This is a genomic window from Azospirillum agricola (assembly GCF_017876095.1).
Taxonomy (GTDB): domain Bacteria; phylum Pseudomonadota; class Alphaproteobacteria; order Azospirillales; family Azospirillaceae; genus Azospirillum; species Azospirillum agricola.
In genome coordinates, this window is the sequence record NZ_JAGINM010000002.1 from 270691 (window position 1) to 291394 (window position 20704).

Sequence of the window (20704 nt, forward strand, 5' to 3'; positions counted from 1 at the left end):
GCAGGAGGAAAGGCGGCCCAAAAGGAAAAACGGTCAAGGTTCCGGCGTGACGCCCCGGTAGTAGCCGCTTGAGAGATACTGGCGCAACGCGAAGCGGGTCAACACGCCGATGACCGCGGCCACCGGAACCGCCAGCAGCACGCCGAGGAAACCGAACAGGCTGGCCCCGGCCAGCAGGGCGAACATCACCCAGACCGCGTGCAGGCCGACCTTGTCGCCGACCAGCTTGGGCGTCAGGACGTTGCCCTCGATCGCCTGCCCGAACAGGAAAATCCCGACCACCAGCCCGACTCGCCAGAACTCGTCGAACTGGAGAAGGGCAAGCCCGGTGCTGGCGACGAAGCCGAACAGCGACCCGACATAGGGGATGAAGGACAGCAGCCCGGCGACCAGCCCGATGACCAGCCCGAAATCGAGCCCGGCCGCCGACAGCGCCAGCGCGTAGAACAGGCCGAGCACCACGCAGACCAGCGCCTGCCCGCGCACGAAGCCGGACAGGGTGGAGTCCACCTCGCGCGCCTGCGCCCGGATCGTCTCGGCGTGCTGGAGCGGCAGCCAGGCGTCCACCTTGGCGACCATCACGTCCCAGTCGCGCATCATGTAGAAGGCGACGATCGGCGTGATGAACATCAGCGACAGCACGTCGAACAGAGCCAGCCCGCCCGACAGGATGCTGCTCACCACCTTGGCGATCCAGCCGGCGACGTCGCCGGCGTAGGTGCCGGCGGCGGCGCGCAGCCGCTCCATGTCGTCGGGCGGCAGCCGGTGCAGCAGCCGGTTGATCGCCGGCAGCGCCCGTTCCTTCACCAGGGTGGCGTAGTGCGGCAGCACCTCCAGCAGATGGGCGATCTGGCCCTGGACCAGCGGCACAAGCAGCAGGACGAACAGCACCAGCACCAGCAGGAAGGACAGCAGCACCAGCGTGGTGCCGAGCCAGCGCGGCAGGCGCACCGCCTCCAGCCGGTCGACCAGCGGGTCGAGCAGGTAGGCCAGCGCCAGCCCGACCACGAAGGGCAGCAGCATGCCGGCAAGCAGCCACAGGGCGAGGACGAACAGGCCGAGCCCGATCAGCCAGAAGCGGATCTGCTTGGACTCCGTCACCGGACACCGCCGAGCCGGTTGAACAGCAGCGCCGCGCGCCGGGCGTAGGCGAGGCCGGAGGCCGCCGTCGTCGCCGCGCAGACATAGACCAGCGCCTCCACCAGCTCCATCTCGAACAGCCGCGGATTCGGCAGCCCCAGCGCGGCCGGCGCCAGCACGGCGGCGGCCAGCGCGATCTGCACCACCGTGTTCACCTTGCTGATGTAGAGCGGCTGCATCGCCAGCGTCTCCTTCAGAGTGAACAGCAGGATGACGCCGGCGATGATCATGACGTCGCGGAACACCACCAGCATGACCAGCCACAGCGGGATCAGCCCGACATGGCCGAGCGCCACGTAGACGCCGACGATCAGCGCCTTGTCCGCCAGCGGGTCGAGATAGCCGCCCAGCACGGTGCGGGCGCGGAACATGCGGGCGATGGCGCCGTCCAGCGCGTCGGACAGGCCGGCCGCGACGAACAGGCCGAAGGCCCAGACCATGTTCCCGGTGAGGATCATGTACATGGCCAGCGGCACCGCCAGGATGCGCAGGAAGGTGATGATGTTGGGAACGCTCACGGTGCGTTTCTCACCGGCAGGGTGCCCAGGTTGCGCGGCGGCGCGCCGAGCCCGCCGGTGGGATAGGCCGCGGCCGGCGCCGTTCCCAGCGGAGCCGAGGGCGCCAGAGGGATCGCGCCGGGGTTGGCGGCCGGGGCCGCCGCATCGCCCGAGCCCGAGCCGCGCGGCAGCAGGGTGAGCTGCCAGCCGGCGGCGGACACCGGCAGCGGCGCGGTGCCCATGGCGGCCGGCGGCGCCACGCGGGTCAGGCCGAGGTCGCGCTTGTTCAGCAGGGGGGCCAGACGGTCGGGATCGCCGCGATGGGTCAGGTTGACCAGCGCCTCGGAGCGGGTCATCGACAGCAGCTCGTTGCGGGTCACGGCGGCAAGGCCGGCCAGCCGCTTGCGCGTCTCCACCCAGTCGGCGGCGCTGCCCAGCGGCACGCGGACCAGCGTGGTCTGCTCCGGCCCGGTCGCCGTCACGTTGTTGCGGCGCCACGCCTCGTCGAGCTGCGCGCCGACCTGGGTCACGGCACGGGTCAGGAAATCGGCCGGCCGGTCCGAAGCGTCGGGCTTGACGTTGACGGTCTGGGTCTCGCGGGTGCCGTCCAGCCCGTAGCGGGTGAGATCCACCACCAGACCGCGCGACAGGTCGGGGCCGCCGGCCGGCAGCTCCGTCCGCGCGACGATGACCCCGCCGGCGTGGTAGCGCTGGGCGATGCGGCCGAGCGCGTCGGCGTTGCCGCTCACCGCCTCCTCCGTGCCGATGGCCTGGGCGTCGGGCAACTCGCCGTCCGGCACCACCAGCGGCACCAGCGAAGAGGTCGCCGGACGCTCCTCCCAGGCGGCGCGCCAGGGGGTGCGGTCCTCCCACAGCAGGGTGCGCCCGTCGGTGACGGTCAGCGGCAGCACCACGAAGGGGCGGGTCGGCGGCTCGACATACTGGGCGCTGCCGGCGCCGCCGATGGCGTCGCGCACCGCGTTGGGTCGGAAGCGCACGGTGATCGACCCGACGTAGCGGGTGGCCGACACCTTCTCCTCGTCGATCTCGAAGCCCTGGACCAGACGGGCGATGTCGTTCTCCGACAGGCGCGGCGGGTTGCCGCCGCCGGGGACGAGACGCTTGTACAGCTCGACCCAGGCCTTGCTCTGCGCCTCGCGGATCGCCTGATCGCGGGCGGTGTTGGCGTTGGCGGCGTTGATGTCCACCTTGACGCCCGACACCGCGAAGGCGTCGGCGGCGGTGTTGGCCGTCGGTGTGGAGGAGGGCAGCGCGGAGGGCGACGGCGGCGCGGCGGTTTGCGCCCCGGCCGGCCCGCCCGAGAGGACGCAGGCGACGGACAGGGCGGCGAGACCCGCAAACAGCGGCGCGCGGCGGCGGTGGAGCATTGCAATGCCTTCCGATTCGAGTATGTTCGGGCCGATCCAACGGCCCGGTATATAGCTCAGCCCAAGCGAGGATACCATCAGCACCCAGTCCTATAACATGTCCGACGCCTACAAGCAGGCCGGTGTGGACATCGACGCGGGCAACGCGCTTGTCGAAGCGATCAAGCCCCTTGCCCGCTCCACCGCGCGCTCCGGCTCCGACGCGGGCCTCGGCGGCTTCGGCGCGCTGTTCGACCTGCGCGCGGCCGGCTACCAGGATCCGCTGCTGGTCGCCACCACCGACGGCGTCGGCACCAAGCTGAAGGTCGCGATCCTGGCGAACCGCCACGACACGGTCGGCATCGACCTTGTGGCGATGTGCGTCAACGACCTGGTTGTTCAAGGGGCGGAGCCGCTTCTCTTCCTGGATTACTACGCGACGGGCAAGCTCGACGTGGCCGCCGGCCGCGCCATCGTGTCGGGCATCGCCGAGGGCTGCCGCCAGGCCGGCTGCGCGCTGGTCGGCGGCGAGACCGCCGAGATGCCGGGCATGTATTCGGAAGGCGACTACGACCTCGCCGGCTTCTCGGTGGGTGCGGTCGAGCGCGAACACGCGCTGACCGGCTCGGCCGTGCAGGCGGGCGACGTGGTGCTGGGGCTGGCATCGACCGGCGTGCATTCCAACGGCTACTCGCTGGTCCGCAAGCTGGTCGAGAAATCCGGCCTCGGCTACGACGCCGAATGCCCCTGGGACTCCTCCAGGACGCTGGGCGAGGCGCTGCTGACCCCGACGCGCATCTATGTGAAGAGCACGCTGAAGGCCGTGCGCGCCGGCAGCGTCCGGGCGCTCGCCCACATCACCGGCGGCGGCCTGATCGAGAACATCCCGCGCGTGCTGCCCGACGGGCTCGGCGTGACGCTGGACGCCTCGACCTGGACCCTGCCCCCGGTGTTCGGCTGGCTGATGAAGACCGGCGGCATCGCGCCCTACGAGATGGCCCGCACCTTCAACGTCGGGCTCGGCATGGTCGCCGTGGTCCCGGCCGACAAGGCGCAGCAGGCGATCGACATCCTCACCGAGGGCGGCGAGACGGTCTTCACCGTCGGCACCGTCACCGCGCTGAAGGACGGCGACGCCCGCGTCACCGTCACCGGCATGGATGCGGCGTGGGCTCCGTGACCTCCGCGAAGCTCAAGCTCGGTGTTCTGATCTCGGGCCGGGGCAGCAACCTTCAGGCGTTGATCGACGCCTGCGCCGCCCCGGACTTCCCGGCCGAGATCGCGCTCGTCCTGTCCAACAAGGCCGACGCCTACGGGCTGGAGCGCGCGGCGGCGGCCGGCATTCCGACCACGGTGGTCAGCCACCGCGATTTCCCCGGCGACAAGCCCGCCTTCGAGGCGGCGATGGACGCCAGGCTGCGGGGAGCCGGCGTCGAACTGGTCTGCCTCGCCGGCTTCATGCGCATCCTGTCGGAAGGCTTCGTCGGGAGCTGGCGCGACCGGCTCATCAACATCCACCCGTCGCTGCTGCCCTCCTTCAAGGGGCTCGACACGCACGCGCGGGCGCTGGCGACGGGGGTGCGGTTCCATGGCTGCACCGTGCATTTCGTCCGCCCGGCGATGGATGACGGGCCGATCGTCGCGCAGGCCGCCGTTCCGGTCCTGCCCGGCGACGACGCGAACTCCCTCGCCGGCCGGGTGCTGGAGTCGGAGCACCGGCTCTACCCGCACGCCGTCCGCCTGATCGCCGAGGGCCGCGCCCGCGTCGATGGCGATCTGGTGCGGATCGAGGGCGCTCCCCTTGCCTTGGACGCGGTGGTCAACCCGCCCTTTTAAGCGTTCAAGCGCAGACACTTGATCCCCACCCATCCTCCCCCGCCTCGCAGGGGAGGATGGGTGGGGATCAAGTGTTCCCCCCTTCCGAAAAAAGCCCTCCCAAAACGCTCGGGCATTGCCGGTTTCTGTTGCGCTTCCCATCTGCTTCGGCAGAATTGCGGGCAACACAAACCAAAAGGAGGGTTTCTGAGATGGCCGCCGTCGGTTCCAACCCGGTCAGCGAAGAGCTGGTCCGCACCCACATGCAGAATTGGATCGCCTTCACCAAGTTCGTGAAGCTCAGCACCGCCGGCGTCATCGCCGTTCTGGTCCTGATGGCGCTGATCACCCTGTAGAAGCGATCCCGTCCTTGCGCCGCCGGTTCCTCCCGGCGGCGTTTCCCCCGGCTCCGCCCGCTCAGCCCGCCTCCTTGGAGCGCCTAGCAGAATTCCGTTTTCGCCATCGGTGCCCCATGGAACCGTCATCCCCGCGAAGGCGGGGATCCAGGCTTTTCCCATGGGTTCCTCTCGGAAAACTCTGGATCCCCGCCTTCGCGGGGATGACGAGTCGAGAGACGACTCAAGCTTCTGTTAGGCGCTCTTAGCCCGCCCCCAACGCGTTGGTCATGCCGCGCAGCAGGTCGCGCATGCTCTGCGGACGGTCCTGCCAGCGCATGGCGAGACCGGCCAGGAGCACCTTCTCGAAAGACGGCGGCAGGGCGGCGCCGAGTTCGTTCGGCCGTGGAACCCGGTCGCTCACGAAACGGGCGGTGGCGTCCGGTGGCGTCTTGCCGGTCAGCGCCAGATACATGGTGGCGCACAGGGCATAGACGTCCGACCAAGGGCCCTGCCGGCCCTCGTTGGAATATTGCTCCGGCGGGGCGTAGCCCGGCTTCAGGATCACGGTCAGCCCGTCCCCCTGCCCCGCCGACCGCCGCGCGGCGCCGAAATCCAGCAGCTTGCGCTCACCCGCGCTGGTCAGGAAGATGTTGTCCGGGCTGATGTCGCGATGGATCAGCCCCTGCTCGTGGATGGTCTGCAACGCCCTCATGATCGGCGTCAGCACCCCCAGCGTGCGGCGCACGTCGATCCGCCCGCCGCTGTCGGCCAGATACTTCTTCATGGTGCGGCCCTCCAGCAGCTCCATGACGAGATAGGCGGTGGCGTTCTCCTCGAAGAAATCCTGGACGCCGACGATCTCCTTGATGTCGCGCAGCCGGGCGAGCATCCGCGCCTCGTCGAGGAACTTCGCCAGACCGGCGGCGAAGCCCCGCGCGTGCTCGTCGGAGAAGGGAACGACGCCGAAGGAACCGGGCGCCCGTGAAATCAGGTTCGAGGGGTAGAATTCCTTGATCGCCACCTTCACGCGCAGCCGGTCGTCCCAGCCCAGATAGGTGGCGCCGAACCCGCCCTGCCCCAGCACCCGGCCCACCCGGTAACGGCCGAGCAGCGCCGTGCCGGGCATCAGGTGCACCCCCGGCCGGTTGTCGGAACTGGCGGGGTAGCCGCAATTCCGGCAGGCGTCGCGCGTCGGCCGGTCGGCGAAGCAGCTCGGGCAGCGCCCGTCCAGACCGGTTCCCGAGAGTCCCGGACCGGAACCGGGCGGCAGCGCGACCGTCACCGCCGGTCCGGGGGGAACCATGACGGTGTCGGCGCCCTGCGGCGCCATCGCACGGGCCTGTGGCCCCGCAGGGGGCGTCGCCGGAGGCGGCGCCGACACGGTGGCGGCGGCCGAAGGGCCGGGCGGCTGCGGCGCGGGGGCCGGGGCCGTCGCCATCTGCCGCAGCCGGTCGAGCAGCTCGAACAGGCGCCGCACCTCGGCCTGCGCCATCTCGTTGTTCTGCTGGGCGGCGAGTTCGGCCTGGAACTGCGGCTGGCGGACGATCTCCAGGATGTGCTGGCGCATCAGCGGCAGGGCGCCGTCCTCGCGGATCAGGCCGGAGCAGGCGATCTCGGCCAGCCGGATGGTGCGGCGGCGCAGCACCGGCTCGACCTGCCGCAGCCGCGCGGCGAGATTCCCCGATTTGGCGTAGCCGTCGATCGCCCGCTCCGCCTTCGCGGCGATCGGCCCGCGTGCCTCCCACGGCAGGGCGGAGTCACGGATCGCGTCGAGCGCGCCCGCCAGATCCCGCTCCAGCAGCCCCGTGTCGGGCGTCTGGACCAGCATGTTCTCGATCAGCAGCTCATTGCCCACGGCGGCGTCGAGCGAGGCCGCGATCTCGCCCATGTGCCGCTCGGCCGCCGGAACCGCGGCCACGGCGGTCAGGTAATGGATGCGGCAGATCAGGTCCGGCTGCCCCTCGCCCAGCCCGACGATGGAGCGGCGGTAGGCGCTCGCCCCGCCCTGCTCCAGCCGGCGGGAGTAGCGGACGGTCAGCGCGTCGGCCATTGCCGGACCGCCGATCAGCCCGTTGCGTGTCAGCAGATGGCCGAGCAGCGTCCGCAGGCACTCGGCCTCCTGGTCGAAGGCGCCCCGCCCCAGCGGCTGCGGCGCCTTCAACTGACGGCGGACACGGTCGAGCACGGCCAGCCGCGCCTGCGGCAGCTTGCCCTGGCGGAACAGCGCGTTCAGCACGCCCAGCCGGTTCGGTCCCATCGCGTCCATGCGGACCCGGCCGCACAGCAGCTCGCACAGCGTGACCAGCAGCGCGCCGGGCGGCAGCCCGCCGCCCAGCAGCTCGACCCCGGCGGCGGCCGAGCACAGCACGTCGCCGATCATGCCGTCGACCACGCCGGACAGACGCTCGTCGCGGTCCCACTGGAGGATGTCGAGCAGCCGGTCGAGCTTGGCCGACCAGCTCTTGAGTTCGTACAGCTCCAGGCTCAGCGCGACGCGCAGGTCGTAGGCGGCATCGCCGGTCGGCGATTGGCCCGGCGCGGCCGCCAGCACGGAATCGACGGCGGAGCGGCCCTTGGGAATGTCGGCGAAGGCGATCTGGGCGGCGCGCGCCTTCGCCCAGGTCTCGTCGACGGCGGCCTGGAGCGCCAGCCGGCGGGCGCGCGGCTCCTGACCGGGCAGACGCCCCTGGACGGCGGCGATCCGCGCCACCGCGCTTTCCACCAGTTGCCCATGCCCCAGCAGGACCTTCAGCGGCTTGGCGTGGTGGATCAGCTCGGTCGGGGTCAGAAACAGCGGATCGAGGTAGGAGCGCAGGGCGATGCCGATGACCATGCGGCCCTGCCAGCCGTGACATTCGGCAAGGCTTCCGCACAGCTCCGCCTCGTCGAAGGCTCCGACGGCGGAGGGCGGCGGGGGTGCGGCCGGACGGCTGGGCAGAGGGCTGGGCACGCGAGCCTTTCGACACGGGGGGCAGGACCGGCGGGCGCTGGCGGAACGCGGTCGCTGGCAGTGTTCCATCGCGCCGGTAAAGGAGGCGTGTACGATGTCGACATTTTTCATCGAATGCACACCTGTTGTGGCGATGCTGCGACAGCGGGGATGGGGCGTTTCCTTCCCACTTCGCATGTGCGATAAGACCGGAGCGGCTGAAAGCGGGGAGCACGCATGATTGGGGTCCACGACATGGTGGCGCTGCGGCACGGCGCCATGGAGTGCCTTCTCGCCCCCGGCTGCGGCGGCTCCATCGCCGCCTGGAGGCGGAGCGGCCCCGACGGGACGATCGATCTGTTCCGGCCGGCGAGCGAAGCGGCGATGGCCGGCGACTTCGCTCCGGACATGGCCTGCTTCCCGCTGATTCCCTTTTCGAACCGGGTCGCCGGCGGCCGCTTCACCTTCCAGGGGCGCCGTGTGGAGATGCCGACCGATCCCGGTTCCCCCCACCGCATCCACGGCCATGGCTGGGCGGTTCCCTGGCGGGTCGAGGGGCAGGTGGAGGAGCGGACCGCCTCGGCGGCGCGCCTGGCCTTCCGCCATCGGGCCGATTCCTGGCCGTGGAGCTACAGCGCGGCGCAGACCGTCGCGCTGGACGACGACGGGCTGACGGTGACGCTGGAACTGGTCAACGAGTCCGACAGCGTCATGCCGGCCGGCTTCGGCCTGCACCCCTATTTCCCGAAGCCGCCGGGCACGCGGGTCACGGCGCGGCTGACCGGGGTGTGGGACAGCGACGAGACCATCCTGCCGCGCACCCGCCGCCCGCTGCCGCCCGCCTGGTCCTTTCCCAAGGGCGTGGCGATGGACGGGCTGGTGCTGGACCACGGCTTCACCGGCTGGGACGGCCGGGCCGTCCTGGAATGGCCGGGGCGCGGGCTGTCGCTGACCATCGTCGCCGACGGGCCGTTCGGCCACCTGATCGTCTACGCGCCGGCCAGCGAGGATTACCTGTGCCTGGAGCCGGTCAGCCACATGACCGACGCGCTGAACCGCCCCCAGGAACCGGACGCCGGGGTGATCGCCCTGCCTCCCGGCGAACGGCTGACCGGCACCGTGCGCTTCCGCGTCGCGGCGCTGTAGACAACCGTCTCGCGGCTCCTTCCGTCATGCCCGTGCCAAGCAACGGGCATGACGTGTCAAGGCACTACCGGCAGCGCACGAAGGTCGCGGCGAAGGTGGCCGGCGGCGCCAGCCGCAGCACCAGACGGTCCAGCCTCGGCGTTTCCGCCGCCTCCAGCCGCAGGCTTCCCACCGGGCCGTTCTCGCCGGTCACCGCCACGCCCTCGGCCGGATCCGCGTCCGCGGCCAGCCGCCCTTCGATCGGGAAAACCGGCAGCCGGGGGTCCACCGCCTGGACGGCCTGCTCCCGCGTGACGTCCAGATAGGAGGTCCGGCAGTCGTCGATCGGCGCCCGGCTGACCGGATCGGCCTTGGCCCAGCGCCCGACCAGCGCCAGCGCCGACACCGGACGGGTCAGGGCCGGCGGCCGCGACGGCACCGCGACCAGCCGGGGAGCGGCCGCGTCGGTGATGATCAACGGCAGGTCGGCCACCGGCCTGCCGCGCGCCGCCCGCTCGGCGTCGAGCGCGGCCACGCGCGCCCTGCTCGCCCGCAGCAGGCAGTCGGTGCGGGCCTTCGCCACCTTGGGATCGGCGAGGTCGGCGGCTGCGACCGGGCAGCTCTCGTCCCGGCGCGAGCGCCACAGGGTCTGGCCGGCCTCGATGGCGGCGCGTCCCAGATCGTCGGTCGTCGCGCCCAGAGCCTTCAGCGCGCCATCCACCGCTTCCGTCGCGGCGGCCAGGGCGGGGTCGCGGCAGATCAGTTCGGAAACCGGCGATTCGTTCGCGGCGCACCCCTTTTCCGCGGCCTTCCCCGGGACAGCCTCCTTGACAGCCTCCTGGGCCGAAGCCTGAACGGAACCCGCCATCAGGAGCCCGGCCAGCAGGCCGACCGGAAGGGAGACAACGCGCATCGATCAAACCCCGAAATCAAGCCGCTGGAAAGGCTTCCAGCACCGCCTTGACCTGACGCTGGAAATCCTGGTCGCTGCGATAGCGCGTCAGGACCGACTTGTCACGCTCGACGAAGAACATCACCTCGTCGCGCCGGGGCATCGAGCGCGGGTTGGGCTTGTCGAGCAGCTCGCCGTTCCAGTCGACGCGCGCCATGAAATAGACGGCGCGGGCGAACAGCATGAACAGCTTGTTGTCGGGCGCCAGCTTCTCCCGCCGCAACAGCGCGTAGTAGTAGTAGTTCCGACCATGGAAATAATTGATGTAGATGGCCTGCAACGCGGCGAAGCGCTCGTCGGGATTGGTGACCTGCTTGATGTGCTTCTCCAGGCGGAAGCCGGCAAAGAAATACTCCCGCGCCTCATGCTCGAAGGAGAAGGGGCTGCCTTTGACCAGCGCCATCTGCTCGCCGTAGCGCTTCAGCGCGCGGGTCATCAGCAATTCCAGGAAACGCCGCTCCATCCCCAGGGCGGCGGGGATCTGGGGCAGCGTCTCGAAGACATGACGCAGGTGGTAGGGGTGGCGCACGACGATGACGGGCACCGACAGTTTCCGGCGCTTCGGCCCCGCCCGCTTCCCCGCCACCAGCGAGGCGGACGGCGACAGCGACGCCATGGTCGCGTGGATGGTGTCGTGCAGCTTCCAGCGCAGCCGCGTCTCCGACGACTGGCTGCCCAGGCTGAAGCGGGCGAGGAAGCGCTTGAACCGGCTGCCGGCGGTTTCCCTGGGCAGCTTGTGGGTCGGCAGGTCGGTGACCACCAGCGGGTTGCCGAGGATGTCGGCGGGCGGCGGCAGCGGCTTGAAGTTGAAGTATTTCCCCGTGACCACGCCGCGCACGGCGCCGCCCGTCCCGCTGCCCGCCATCCCGCTGCCCGCCATCGCGCTGCCCATGGAGGAAGACGCCAGTGACACCATCGCCCCCGCCCCGTCGCGAAACCCCGGACCCAGTGTGAACCGATATAACGGGGAACGCGAACGAATGAAAGCCGAGGCCCACCGGCCGGGCAAGATCGTGACTTTCTCGCAACTGCGATAGAGTCGGTGCGCGGGCACCCTGTCGGGCGGATTTCATCGGTGCTACCGTTTCCGACGAAGCGCCGGACCAACCGGCGGGCGAAGATATTCGAACAGGAAAGAGGCGGGGTATACATGGCGATCCACGTCGCGCTGAATCACAAGACCATCTACCGTTACGACCGGCTGGTGTCCCTCGGTCCGCAGATCGTCCGCCTCCGCCCGGCCCCGCATTGCCGGACGCCGATCCTCAGCTACTCCCTGCGCGTCACGCCCAAGCATCATTTCCTGAACTGGCAGCAGGATCCGCAGTCCAACTACCAGGCCCGCTTCGTCTTCCCGGAGAAGACCCGCGAGTTCATCGTCGAGGTCGATCTCGTCGCCGAGATCGCGTCGATCAACCCCTTCGACTTCTTCCTGGAGGAGAAGGCGCAGAGCTTCCCCTTCGCCTACGAGGACTGGCTGGAGAAGGAGCTTCGCCCCTATCTGGAGACGGAGACGGTCGAGCCGGCGCTGGCCGCCTATCTGGCGACGGTCCCCCGCGAGCCGACGCCGACCATCAATTTCCTGATCGACCTCAACCAGCGCCTCCAGAAGGACATCGGCTACGTCATCCGGCTGGAGCCCGGCATCCAGACCTGCGAGGAGACGCTGACCAGGCGCACCGGGTCGTGCCGCGATTCGGCGTGGCTGCTGGTGCAGATCCTGCGGCACATGGGTCTGGCGGCGCGCTTCGTGTCCGGCTACCTGATCCAGCTCACCGCCGACCAGAAGGCGCTGGACGGCCCGTCCGGCACCGAGACCGACTTCACCGACCTGCACGCCTGGACCGAGGTCTTCCTGCCCGGCGCCGGCTGGGTCGGGCTCGACCCGACCTCGGGCCTGCTGGCCGGCGAGGGCCACATCCCCCTGGCCTGCACCCCCGACGCCTCGTCCGCCGCCCCCATCTCCGGCCTCGTCGACGAGGCGGAGGTCGAGTTCGACCACGCGATGTCGGTCACCCGCATCTACGAGGCGCCGCGCGTCACCAAGCCCTACACGCCGCAGCAATGGTCGGCCATCGAGGCGCTCGGCCACCGCGTCGACGAGGATCTGAAGACCGGCGACGTCCGCCTGACCATGGGCGGCGAGCCGACCTTCGTGTCGATCGACGACATGGAGGGGGCGGAATGGAACACCGCCGCCGTCGGCCCCAACAAGCGCCGGCTCGCCGCCGACCTGATCCACCGCATGATGAAACGCTTCGCCCCCGGCGGGCTGCTGCATTTCGGCCAGGGCAAATGGTACCCCGGCGAATCGCTGCCGCGCTGGGCGATGACCGTCTACTGGCGCCGCGACGGCGAGGCGATGTGGGCCAACACCGACCTGCTGGCGAAGGAGAACGTCGATTACGGCCACACCGCGCAGGACGCCGGTGTCTTCCTGGTAACGCTGGCGAAGCGGCTGGGCGTCGACCCGGCGGTGGTGCTCGCCGCCTATGAGGATTCCTGGCATTACCTGAACAAGGAGGCCAAGCTCCCGATCAACGTCGATCCGCTGAACAGCAAGCTGGACGACAAGGAGGAGCGCGAGCGCCTCGCCCGCGTCTTCACCAGGGGGCTGAACGAGCCGGTCGGCTTCGCCATGCCGATCAACCGCCGCATGACCCAGAAGGGCCCGGTCTGGCTGTCGAGCACATGGCCGCTGCGCCAGGAGAAGCTGGTGCTGATCCCCGGCGACAGCCCGGTCGGCTACCGCCTGCCCCTCGGCTCCCTGCCCTGGGTGTCGAAGAGCGACTATCCCTACGCCTGGGAGACCGACCCGTTCGAGGAGCGGCAACCCCTGCCGCCCCACCCGCTCCAGCGCAGCGTCGACGCCCGCCGCACCGCCCGCGATTCTGACCGCGGCGTGCATGGCGAGGCGCGCGAGGCCCAGCGCCAGCGCGTGATGGCCGAGGTCCGCGCCGAGGTTCCGGAGGAGGGCAAGTCGGCCTGGTGGATCGTCCGCACCGCGCTGACCTGCGAGGCTCGCAACGGCCGGCTGCACCTGTTCATGCCGCCGATGAGCACGCTGGAGGATTATCTGGCGATGCTGGCGGAGATCGAGGCGACCGCCGTCGAGCTCGACATGCCGGTGGTGATCGAGGGCTACCAGCCGCCGAAGGACCCGCGCCTGAACTCGCTGGCCGTCACCCCCGACCCCGGCGTGATCGAGGTGAACATCCATCCGGCCCACAGCTGGGACGAGCTGGTGCGCAACACGCTGGACCTCTACGAGGACGCCCGCCAGTCGCGGCTGTGCGCCGAAAAGTTCATGATCGACGGGCGCCACACCGGCACCGGCGGCGGCAACCATGTGGTGATGGGCGGGGCCACGGCGGCCGACAGCCCGTTCCTGCGGCGGCCCGACCTGCTGCGCAGCCTGATCACCTACTGGCAGAACCACCCGGCGCTGTCCTACGTCTTCTCCGGCATGTTCATCGGGCCGACCAGCCAGGCCCCGCGCGTCGACGAGGCGCGCGACGACCAGCTCTACGAACTCGACATCGCCTTCACCGAGATCGACCGGCAGATCGCCAGCTTCGGCCAGTGCCCGCCCTGGATGATCGACCGCATCCTGCGCAACCTGCTGGTCGACGTGCAGGGCAACACCCACCGGGCCGAATTCTGCATCGACAAGCTCTATTCGCCCGACAGCTCCACCGGCCGCCTCGGGCTGGTCGAATTCCGCGCCTTCGAGATGCCGCCCCACGCGGAGATGAGCCTGACCCAGCAGCTCCTGATGCGGGCGCTGGTCGCGCGCTTCTGGAAGACTCCCTACAAGGGCCGGCTGGTGCGCTGGGGCAACGAGCTGCACGACCGCTTCATGCTGCCCCATTTCGTGCAGCAGGATCTGGCCGACGTGTTGCAGGACCTGCGCGACCACGGCTACCCGCTGGAGGATGCGTGGTTCGCCCCGCACATGAACTTCCGCTTCCCGACCTACGGCCAGGTCAGCCAGCGCGGCATCACCATGGAGCTGCGCATGGCGCTGGAGCCCTGGCACGTCCTGGGCGAGGAGCCGGGCGGCGGCGGCACGGTGCGCTATGTGGACAGCTCGGTCGAGCGGGTGCAGGTGCGGGTCACCGGCCTGATCGACGCGCGCTACGCTATCACCTGCAACGGCCGCCGCGTGCCGCTGGTCCCGACCGGAACCGAGGGCGAGTTCGTCGGCGGCGTGCGGTACCGCGCGTGGCAGCCGCCCTCCTGCCTGCACCCGACCATCCCGGTCCACACGCCCTTGATCTTCGACATCGTCGACACCTGGGCGGGCCGGTCGATCGGCGGCAGCACCTATCACGTCATGCATCCGGGCGGGCGCAACTACGACACCTTCCCGGTCAACGCCAACGAGGCGGAGGGCCGTCGCCTCGCCCGCTTCTTCCCCTTCGGCCACACGCCGGGTCCGATGACGGTGCCGGGCGAGGAACGCAACCCGCAGTTCCCGATGACGCTGGACCTGCGGCGGGGGTAGCACGGGAGGGGGCGGAGAGCTTTCACGATTCGCCCCCTTCACCCATCTCTCTTCACCGCAACCTTCAGCAGAGCAGCGGCCGGAACGCCTCCGGCCGCCTACCCATATATGCAGTGAATCACTTTTTCCGATAGATTGTCGATATTCATACCCGCATCACGGTTATCGGCCATACCCTCACCCGCTGAAGGCGACAAGCCATCAACCTGCTGGGGGACAACAGGGATGAAAGCCAGGATTTTCGGAACCGCCGCAGCCGCCAGCCTTCTGCTGAGCGCCTGCGCCGAGCCGCCGGCCCCGCCGCGCGAGGTTCCGGTCAAGCCGCCGACGCAGATCGACGGCGTCTGGTACCTCGACCAGAACTGGTCGCAGGACGCGCGCCAGTGGTATTACAACACGAGCCAGGGCTCGCAGATCATGCGCTATGACTGGTTCATGGCGCTGGAGGATCCGCAGACCAAGGCGCCCTTCGTCAAGAGCCTGTCCCGTTACGGCTATCCCGCCGACGCGGCCGGCAAATGGAATCCGGACGGGCTGCCGCTCGGCTTCGTCAAGGACGTCGATCCCGACAAGACGGCCTGGTTCGGCATGACCTGCGCCGCCTGCCACACCGGCGACCTGACGGTCAACGGCAAGACGCTGCGCCTCGACGGCGCGGTGACCACCGGCGACCTCTACGGCCTGATCAGCGCGATCCGCGACGCGGTCCACACCACCACCACCGTGGACGGCGTGTTCGAGCCCTTCTCCAACCGCGTGCTCGGCCCCAACGCCAACCCGCAGCAGCGGCTGGCGCTCCTCGAACAGCTCAAGGCGTTCGACGCCCGCTTCACCGCCTTCGTGGCGCAGAGCACCCCGGCCACCCCCTGGGGGCCGATGCGCACCGACGCCTTCGGCATGATCTTCAACCGGGTGTCGGGGATCGACCTGAACATCCCGAAGAACAACCGGCCGCCCGACGCGCCGGTCAGCTACCCCTTCCTGTGGGACGCCCCGCACCAGCCCTGGGTGCAGTGGAACGGCCTGCTGCCCAACAACAGCGCCTTCGACGCGCTGGGGCGAAACGCCGGCGAGGTGCTGGGCGTGTTCGGCGACGTGACGCTGAAGAAGCCCACCATCATGCATTATTACTACGATTCGACCGTGCGCGGGCGGAACCTCGTGGCGATGGAGAACCAGCTCCGCCAGCTCCGGTCCCCGGTCTGGCCGGACTCCATCGCCGGCACCGTCGACATCGTCAAGGCGGCGGCCGGCGCCGATCTCTACCAGCAGAATTGCGTGAGCTGCCACACGCTCCTGCCGCGCGGCGAGACCTACACCACCGCCCCCATCCACATGGAGCCGCTGTTCACCTGGCCCTACCCGAACGATCCCGCAAAGGTCATCGCCGCCTTCAACATGATCTGCACCCAGGGCATCGAGGCGGCGGTCACGGCGAAGATGGTGGCGGTCAACTACGCCTCCGACCCGAAGATGGCGGTGGACGCGCTGTGCCGCCAGTCCGACACCGGGGCCATCGCCGGCGTCGCCATGCCGCCGGAGCTGCTGGGCGGAGCCAAGCTGAAGAATCCGGACACCGCCGTCAACCTGCTGTCCAACGCGGTGATCGGCGCGATGCTCGGCGACATCGTCAAGGATCCGGGGCTGATCGACGACATCATCAAGAGCGGTTCCGGGGGCGGGTCCGCAACCCCGGCCTGGGCCGCCCCGTCACAGTCGCAGTCGCAGTCGCAGTCGCAGTCGCAGTCGGCCGCCCTGTCCGCCGCCGCGTCCCAGCCGCCCGGCAAGCCGCTCGACACCACCCCCTTCGTCAAGGCGGGCGCGCCGCTGACCGACCAGCACCGGAAGATCATCAGCGTCCTGCAAGCCTCCAGCAGGGTGAAGCCGCCGGTCCCCGCCGCCGGACCGAGCAGGGCAGCGGCGGAAAAGGCGAAGGACCCCGCCAAGGCGACACAGGAGTTCGCGGACACCATCAAGAGGCTGCTCGCCTACAAGGCGCGCCCGCTCGACGGCGTCTGGGCGACGGCTCCCTACATGCACAACGGCTCGGTGCCGAACCTGTACGAGATGCTGCTGCCGGCGGCCCAGCGCTCGGCCAGCTTCCGGATGGGCGGCGGCGCCCTCGACCCGGTCAAGGTCGGCGTTGATTCGGCGGCGCCAAGCTCGACCTTCCTGTTCGACACCAGCAAGCCGGGCAACCGGAACAGCGGGCACGAGTTCGGCGCCCATCTGACCGACACCCAGCGCTGGCAGCTGCTGGAGTATCTGAAGACCCTCTGACCGCATCGCCCGATATCGATCGGGGGAGCGATCCGGGGACCGCCGCCGGGGTACGCCGCAAGCCGGCGCCGGCGGCGGTCTTTCCTGAACGAACGGCCTAGCGGCATGATCCGGAAGGAATATTGCGCCATCGGAAGCCGTTCCGGCCCGCCGTTCTTGCATCGGCGGGCCGGGACGTTCACACTGTTGCTTCCTTCATAGGCAAAAAGCACCGTCCCGACCTTGTCCCAGTACGATCCCTCCGCCGCCGCACCGGCCAACGCACCCCTGATGGGAACGCAACCGGTGCCCTTCGCCCAGGGATCGCTGTTCGGCGAGGCCGACGCCATGGGCTACGGCTCCGGCCAGGTCTATGACGAGATGGTGACCGGCCAGGGCCGGCTGCGGCCGCACTGGCAGACCTTCATGAGCACGCTCGGCCCCCTCGACGCCGACCTGATGGCGGTGCGCTGGGAGGAGGCGCGGCGGCTGCTGCACCAGAACGGCGTCACCTACAACATCTACGGCGACCCCAAGGGGATGGAGCGCCCCTGGCCGCTCGACATGATGCCGCTGCTGCTGCCGGCGCACGAGTGGAAGGCCATCGAATCGGGGCTGATCCAGCGCGCCTCGCTGCTCAACGCCATCCTGACCGACCTCTACGGCCCGCAGACCCTGACCCGCTACGGCCGGCTGCCCCCGGCGGTCATCCACGCCGATCCGGGATTCCGCCGCGCCGTCCACGGCATCCGCGTTCCGAACGACGTCCATCTGCATTTCTACGCCGCCGACCTCGCCCGCGCGCCGGACGGGCGCTGGTGGGTGCTGTCCGACCGCACCCAGGCGCCGAGCGGCAGCGGCTACACGCTGGAAAACCGCGCGGTGATGGCGAAGGTGCTGCCCGACAGCTTCCGCCATTGCCAGGTCGAGCGGCTCGCCCCCTTCTTCGACACGCTGAAGGAGACGCTGCTGTCGATCAGCCCGCGCCGCGAACGGTCGCGCGTGGTGCTGCTGACCCCCGGCCCCTACAACGAGACCTATTTCGAGCATGTCTACATCGCCCGCTACCTCGGCATCACGCTGGTGGAGGGGGCGGACCTGACGGTGCGCGACCGGCAGGTGTTCCTGAAGACCCTGTCGGGGCTGGAGCCGGTCGACGTCATCCTGCGGCGGCTCGACGCCGACTTCGCCGATCCGCTGGAGCTGCGCGCCGACAGCTCGCTGGGCGTCGCCGGGCTGATCGAGGCGGTGCGCGCCGGCACGGTGGTGGTGGCCAACGCGCTGGGCTCCGGCCTGATGGAATCGATGGCGATCAAGTCGTCGCTGCCGACGCTGTGCCGCCATCTGCTGGGCGAGGAGCTGCGGCTGCCCGGCGTGGCGAGCTGGTGGTGCGGCAACGACGCCGAGCGCGCCTACGTCATCGACCATCTCGACGGGCTGGTCCTCAAGCCGGCCTTCCCGTCCCTGCCCTTCGAGCCGATCTTCGGTGCCACCCTGGCGGCCGGCGAGAAGGCGGCGCTGGTCGAGAAGATCCGGCAGCGCCCCTGGTATTACGTGGCGCAGGAGCAGATGGCGCTCTCCACCGCCCCGGTCTGGCAGGACGGCAAGCTCCAGCCGCGCCCGCTGGTGCTGCGCGTCTTCCTGTGCGCCACCCCAAGCGGCGGCTACACGGTGATGCCCGGCGGCCTGACCCGCGTGTCGAGCGAATCCGGCCGGCTGGTGGTGTCGATGCAGCGCGGCGGCGGCAGCAAGGACACCTGGATCCTCGCCGCCCGCCGGTCGGAGGTGGCGCCCGCCCAGCCGCGCCCGGCCATCGCCACCGAACCGACGCCCGCCGTCGCCCGTCCCGCCGCCGGCGACCTGCCGAGCCGCGTCGCCGACGGGTTGTACTGGCTGGGCCGCTACGCCGAACGGTCGGAGGGAACGGTTCGGCTGCTGCGCGCCACCCAGGGCCGGCTGACCGACGGCAACATGCCGGGCGCCTCGGCGCAGCTCCGCCCGCTGCTGACGCTCCAGGCGTCGACCGGCATGATCCCCTGGGAGATGACCCGCGTCACCGAGGCGGGCGGCGGGCGCGGCCTGCGCGACGCGCTCTATTCCGCCGTGGTCGATCCCGATCACCCGAACAGCCTGCGCTCGCAGGTCCTCCGGCTGCACCGCACCGCCTATTCGGTGCGCGACCGGCTGTCGATGGACATGTGGCGCGTCATCTCCACCATCGACCGCCAGACCCAGCCGCCGCGCGTCCGCCTGGACGCCGCCGCCCTGCTGCTGCGCATGGACGACCTGATGACCAGCCTCGCCGCCGTCGCCGGGCTGGAGCAGGAGAGCATGACGCGCGGCCCCGGCTGGCGCTTCCTCGACATCGGACGGCGGATCGAGCGGGCGCTGCACACGGTCGCCGTGCTGCGCGGCATCCGCATCGCCGACCTCGATCGCCAGGACGAGGCGGTGCAGGCCGCCTCGCTCGCCGTCCTGCTGGAGCTGGGAGAGAGCGTGATGACCTACCGCGCCCGCTACCTGACCAGCGTGCAGCGCACCCCGGTGCTGGAGCTGCTGCTGGCCGACGAGGGCAACCCGCGCGCGCTGGCCTTCCAGCTCGCGGCGCTGGAGCGGCATCTCAGCGCCCTGCCCAACCACGGCGCCGGCAGCACCGGCGACCCGACCGGCGGCGCCCTGTCGATCGTCGCCGCCGCGCGCGGCAGCCTGCGCAAGCCGGAGGCCCTGCGGTCGAGCGACGCCCTGCACACGCTGCTCGACACGCTGGCGATGTCGCTGCCGGACATATCCAACTTCCTCGCACACGCGTATTTCAGCCATGCCTTCGCCCGATCGGCCTGACCCCGCCCCCGCCGCCGCCGCCGCCCAGGGCTCCGCCCCGGCGGCCCCCATGCGCTACCGCGTGCGCCACGAGACAGCGTACGACTATGGCGAGGATGTGCCGGTCTCGCACCATCTGCTGCATCTGACCGCCCGGCCGCACCCGCGCCAGCGGGTCCGCCGCGCCCTGCTGACGGTGGAGCCGGCTCCGGCGGTGCGCAGCGACCGTGTTGATTATTTCGGCAACACCGTCACCTACGTCGCCGTGCAGGAGCCGCACCGGACCTTCAGCGTCATCGCCGAGAGCGAGGTCGAGGTTCATGACCAGCCGCCGCTGGACACCGCCGCGACGCAATCCTGGGAGCATGTCCGCGACAGCCTGCGCGGCCTGTCCGGCCCGGACGACGGGGCGGAGATCACGCAATACTGCTTCGACAGCGCGCTGGTGAAGGCCAGTCCGGAGCTGATGGACTACGCCCGCGTCTCCTTCACCGCCGGGCGGCCGGTGGCGTCGGCGGTCGTCGACCTGATGCAGCGGGTCAACAGGGATTTCGCCTTCGATCCGGCGGCGACCACCGTCGCCACGCCGATGGCCGAGGTCATGCGCAAGCGGCGCGGGGTCTGCCAGGACTTCGCCCACATCATCGTCGGCTGCGTCCGCACGATGGGGCTGCCGGCCCGCTACGTGTCGGGCTATCTGCGCACCCTGCCGCCGCCCGGCCAGCCCCGTCTGGTCGGCGCCGACGTCAGCCACGCCTGGGCCTCGGTCTGGTGCGGCCCGGCCGGCTGGCTCGACGTCTGCCCGACCAACGCCTGCGTCGCCAACCGCGACTTCATCACCGTGGCCTGGGGGCGCGACTACGACGACGTCAGCCCGGCGCGCGGCGTGCTGATCGGCGGCGTCGGCCACGGCCTGACCGTCAGCGTCGACGTGGAGCCGCTGGAGGGCTGATGA

The 20704-nt window shown here is 70.3% G+C and carries 14 protein-coding genes; 8 read left to right on the forward strand and 6 right to left on the reverse strand.

The annotated features are described in order from the left end of the window. Nucleotides 1-33 precede the first annotated feature (33 nt). Genes J2847_RS03675 through J2847_RS03685 form a run of 3 tightly spaced genes read right to left on the reverse strand, consistent with a single transcriptional unit; the run spans nt 34 to nt 3025 of the window. The gene (locus J2847_RS03675; protein ID WP_209777066.1) at nt 34-1101 is read right to left on the reverse strand and encodes an AI-2E family transporter; all 1068 of its coding nucleotides are present in this window, start codon (nt 1099-1101) and stop codon (nt 34-36) included. Then, a complete protein-coding gene (locus J2847_RS03680; RefSeq protein ID WP_209777068.1) occupies nt 1098-1658 on the reverse strand; it encodes a CDP-alcohol phosphatidyltransferase family protein in 561 nt (186 codons plus the stop codon). Before J2847_RS03680 ends, J2847_RS03675 begins: the two co-directional genes overlap by 4 nt. Beyond that, nucleotides 1655-3025: a DUF2066 domain-containing protein gene (locus J2847_RS03685; protein ID WP_209777070.1), complete on the reverse strand. Its 1371-nt coding sequence runs from the start codon at nt 3023-3025 to the stop codon at nt 1655-1657. Before J2847_RS03685 ends, J2847_RS03680 begins: the two co-directional genes overlap by 4 nt. A 97-nt stretch (nt 3026-3122) precedes the next feature. On the opposite strand from J2847_RS03685, the gene purM reads away from it, so the two are divergent. The 3 genes from purM to J2847_RS03700 all read left to right on the forward strand — a co-directional run bounded on the left by purM (nt 3123) and on the right by J2847_RS03700 (nt 5175). Beyond that, nucleotides 3123-4184 carry a phosphoribosylformylglycinamidine cyclo-ligase gene (purM, locus tag J2847_RS03690; RefSeq protein WP_209777072.1) on the forward strand — a complete coding sequence of 354 codons (1062 nt, stop codon included), beginning with the start codon at nt 3123-3125 and terminating at the stop codon, nt 4182-4184. Beyond that, nucleotides 4181-4840 carry a phosphoribosylglycinamide formyltransferase gene (gene purN / locus J2847_RS03695; RefSeq protein WP_411800559.1) on the forward strand — a complete coding sequence of 220 codons (660 nt, stop codon included), beginning with the start codon at nt 4181-4183 and terminating at the stop codon, nt 4838-4840. Before purM ends, purN begins: the two co-directional genes overlap by 4 nt. Nucleotides 4841-5031: 191 nt before the next feature. After that, a complete protein-coding gene (locus J2847_RS03700) occupies nt 5032-5175 on the forward strand; it encodes an aa3-type cytochrome c oxidase subunit IV (RefSeq protein ID WP_085556636.1) in 144 nt (47 codons plus the stop codon). 244 nt (nt 5176-5419) lie between these two features. Here J2847_RS03700 and J2847_RS03705 read toward each other — a convergent pair whose 3' ends face one another. Beyond that, entirely contained in the window at nt 5420-8107 is a 2688-nt protein-coding gene (locus J2847_RS03705) for a serine/threonine-protein kinase (RefSeq protein WP_325169323.1), read from the reverse strand. 216 nt (nt 8108-8323) lie between these two features. On the opposite strand from J2847_RS03705, the gene J2847_RS03710 reads away from it, so the two are divergent. Continuing rightward, on the forward strand, nt 8324-9232 hold the full coding sequence (locus J2847_RS03710; RefSeq protein WP_209777075.1) for an aldose 1-epimerase: 909 nt from the start codon (nt 8324-8326) through the stop codon (nt 9230-9232). A gap of 64 nt (nt 9233-9296) precedes the next feature. On the opposite strand, the gene J2847_RS03715 is transcribed toward J2847_RS03710, so the two are convergent. Both J2847_RS03715 and J2847_RS03720 read right to left on the reverse strand, forming a co-directional pair. Next, nucleotides 9297-10124, reverse strand: a complete 828-nt coding sequence (locus tag J2847_RS03715) for a lysozyme inhibitor LprI family protein (RefSeq protein ID WP_209777077.1) — start codon at nt 10122-10124, stop codon at nt 9297-9299. A 16-nt stretch (nt 10125-10140) separates the two neighbouring features. After that, nucleotides 10141-11055, reverse strand: coding sequence for a hypothetical protein (locus J2847_RS03720; protein ID WP_233474256.1), 915 nt, complete (start codon nt 11053-11055; stop codon nt 10141-10143). A 258-nt stretch (nt 11056-11313) separates the two neighbouring features. Between J2847_RS03720 and J2847_RS03725 the strand changes: the two genes are divergently transcribed. The 4 genes from J2847_RS03725 to J2847_RS03740 all read left to right on the forward strand — a co-directional run bounded on the left by J2847_RS03725 (nt 11314) and on the right by J2847_RS03740 (nt 20701). Continuing rightward, on the forward strand, nt 11314-14670 hold the full coding sequence (locus tag J2847_RS03725; protein WP_209777080.1) for a transglutaminase family protein: 3357 nt from the start codon (nt 11314-11316) through the stop codon (nt 14668-14670). 225 nt (nt 14671-14895) lie between these two features. Continuing rightward, nucleotides 14896-16950, forward strand: a complete 2055-nt coding sequence (locus J2847_RS03730) for a di-heme-cytochrome C peroxidase (RefSeq protein ID WP_209777081.1) — start codon at nt 14896-14898, stop codon at nt 16948-16950. Between the two features lie 270 nt (nt 16951-17220). Then, complete coding sequence (locus tag J2847_RS03735; RefSeq protein ID WP_209777083.1) at nt 17221-19770, forward strand: circularly permuted type 2 ATP-grasp protein; 2550 nt, start codon at nt 17221-17223, stop codon at nt 19768-19770. Continuing rightward, nucleotides 19748-20701, forward strand: coding sequence for a transglutaminase family protein (locus tag J2847_RS03740; RefSeq protein WP_209777085.1), 954 nt, complete (start codon nt 19748-19750; stop codon nt 20699-20701). Before J2847_RS03735 ends, J2847_RS03740 begins: the two co-directional genes overlap by 23 nt. Nucleotides 20702-20704 lie beyond the last annotated feature (3 nt).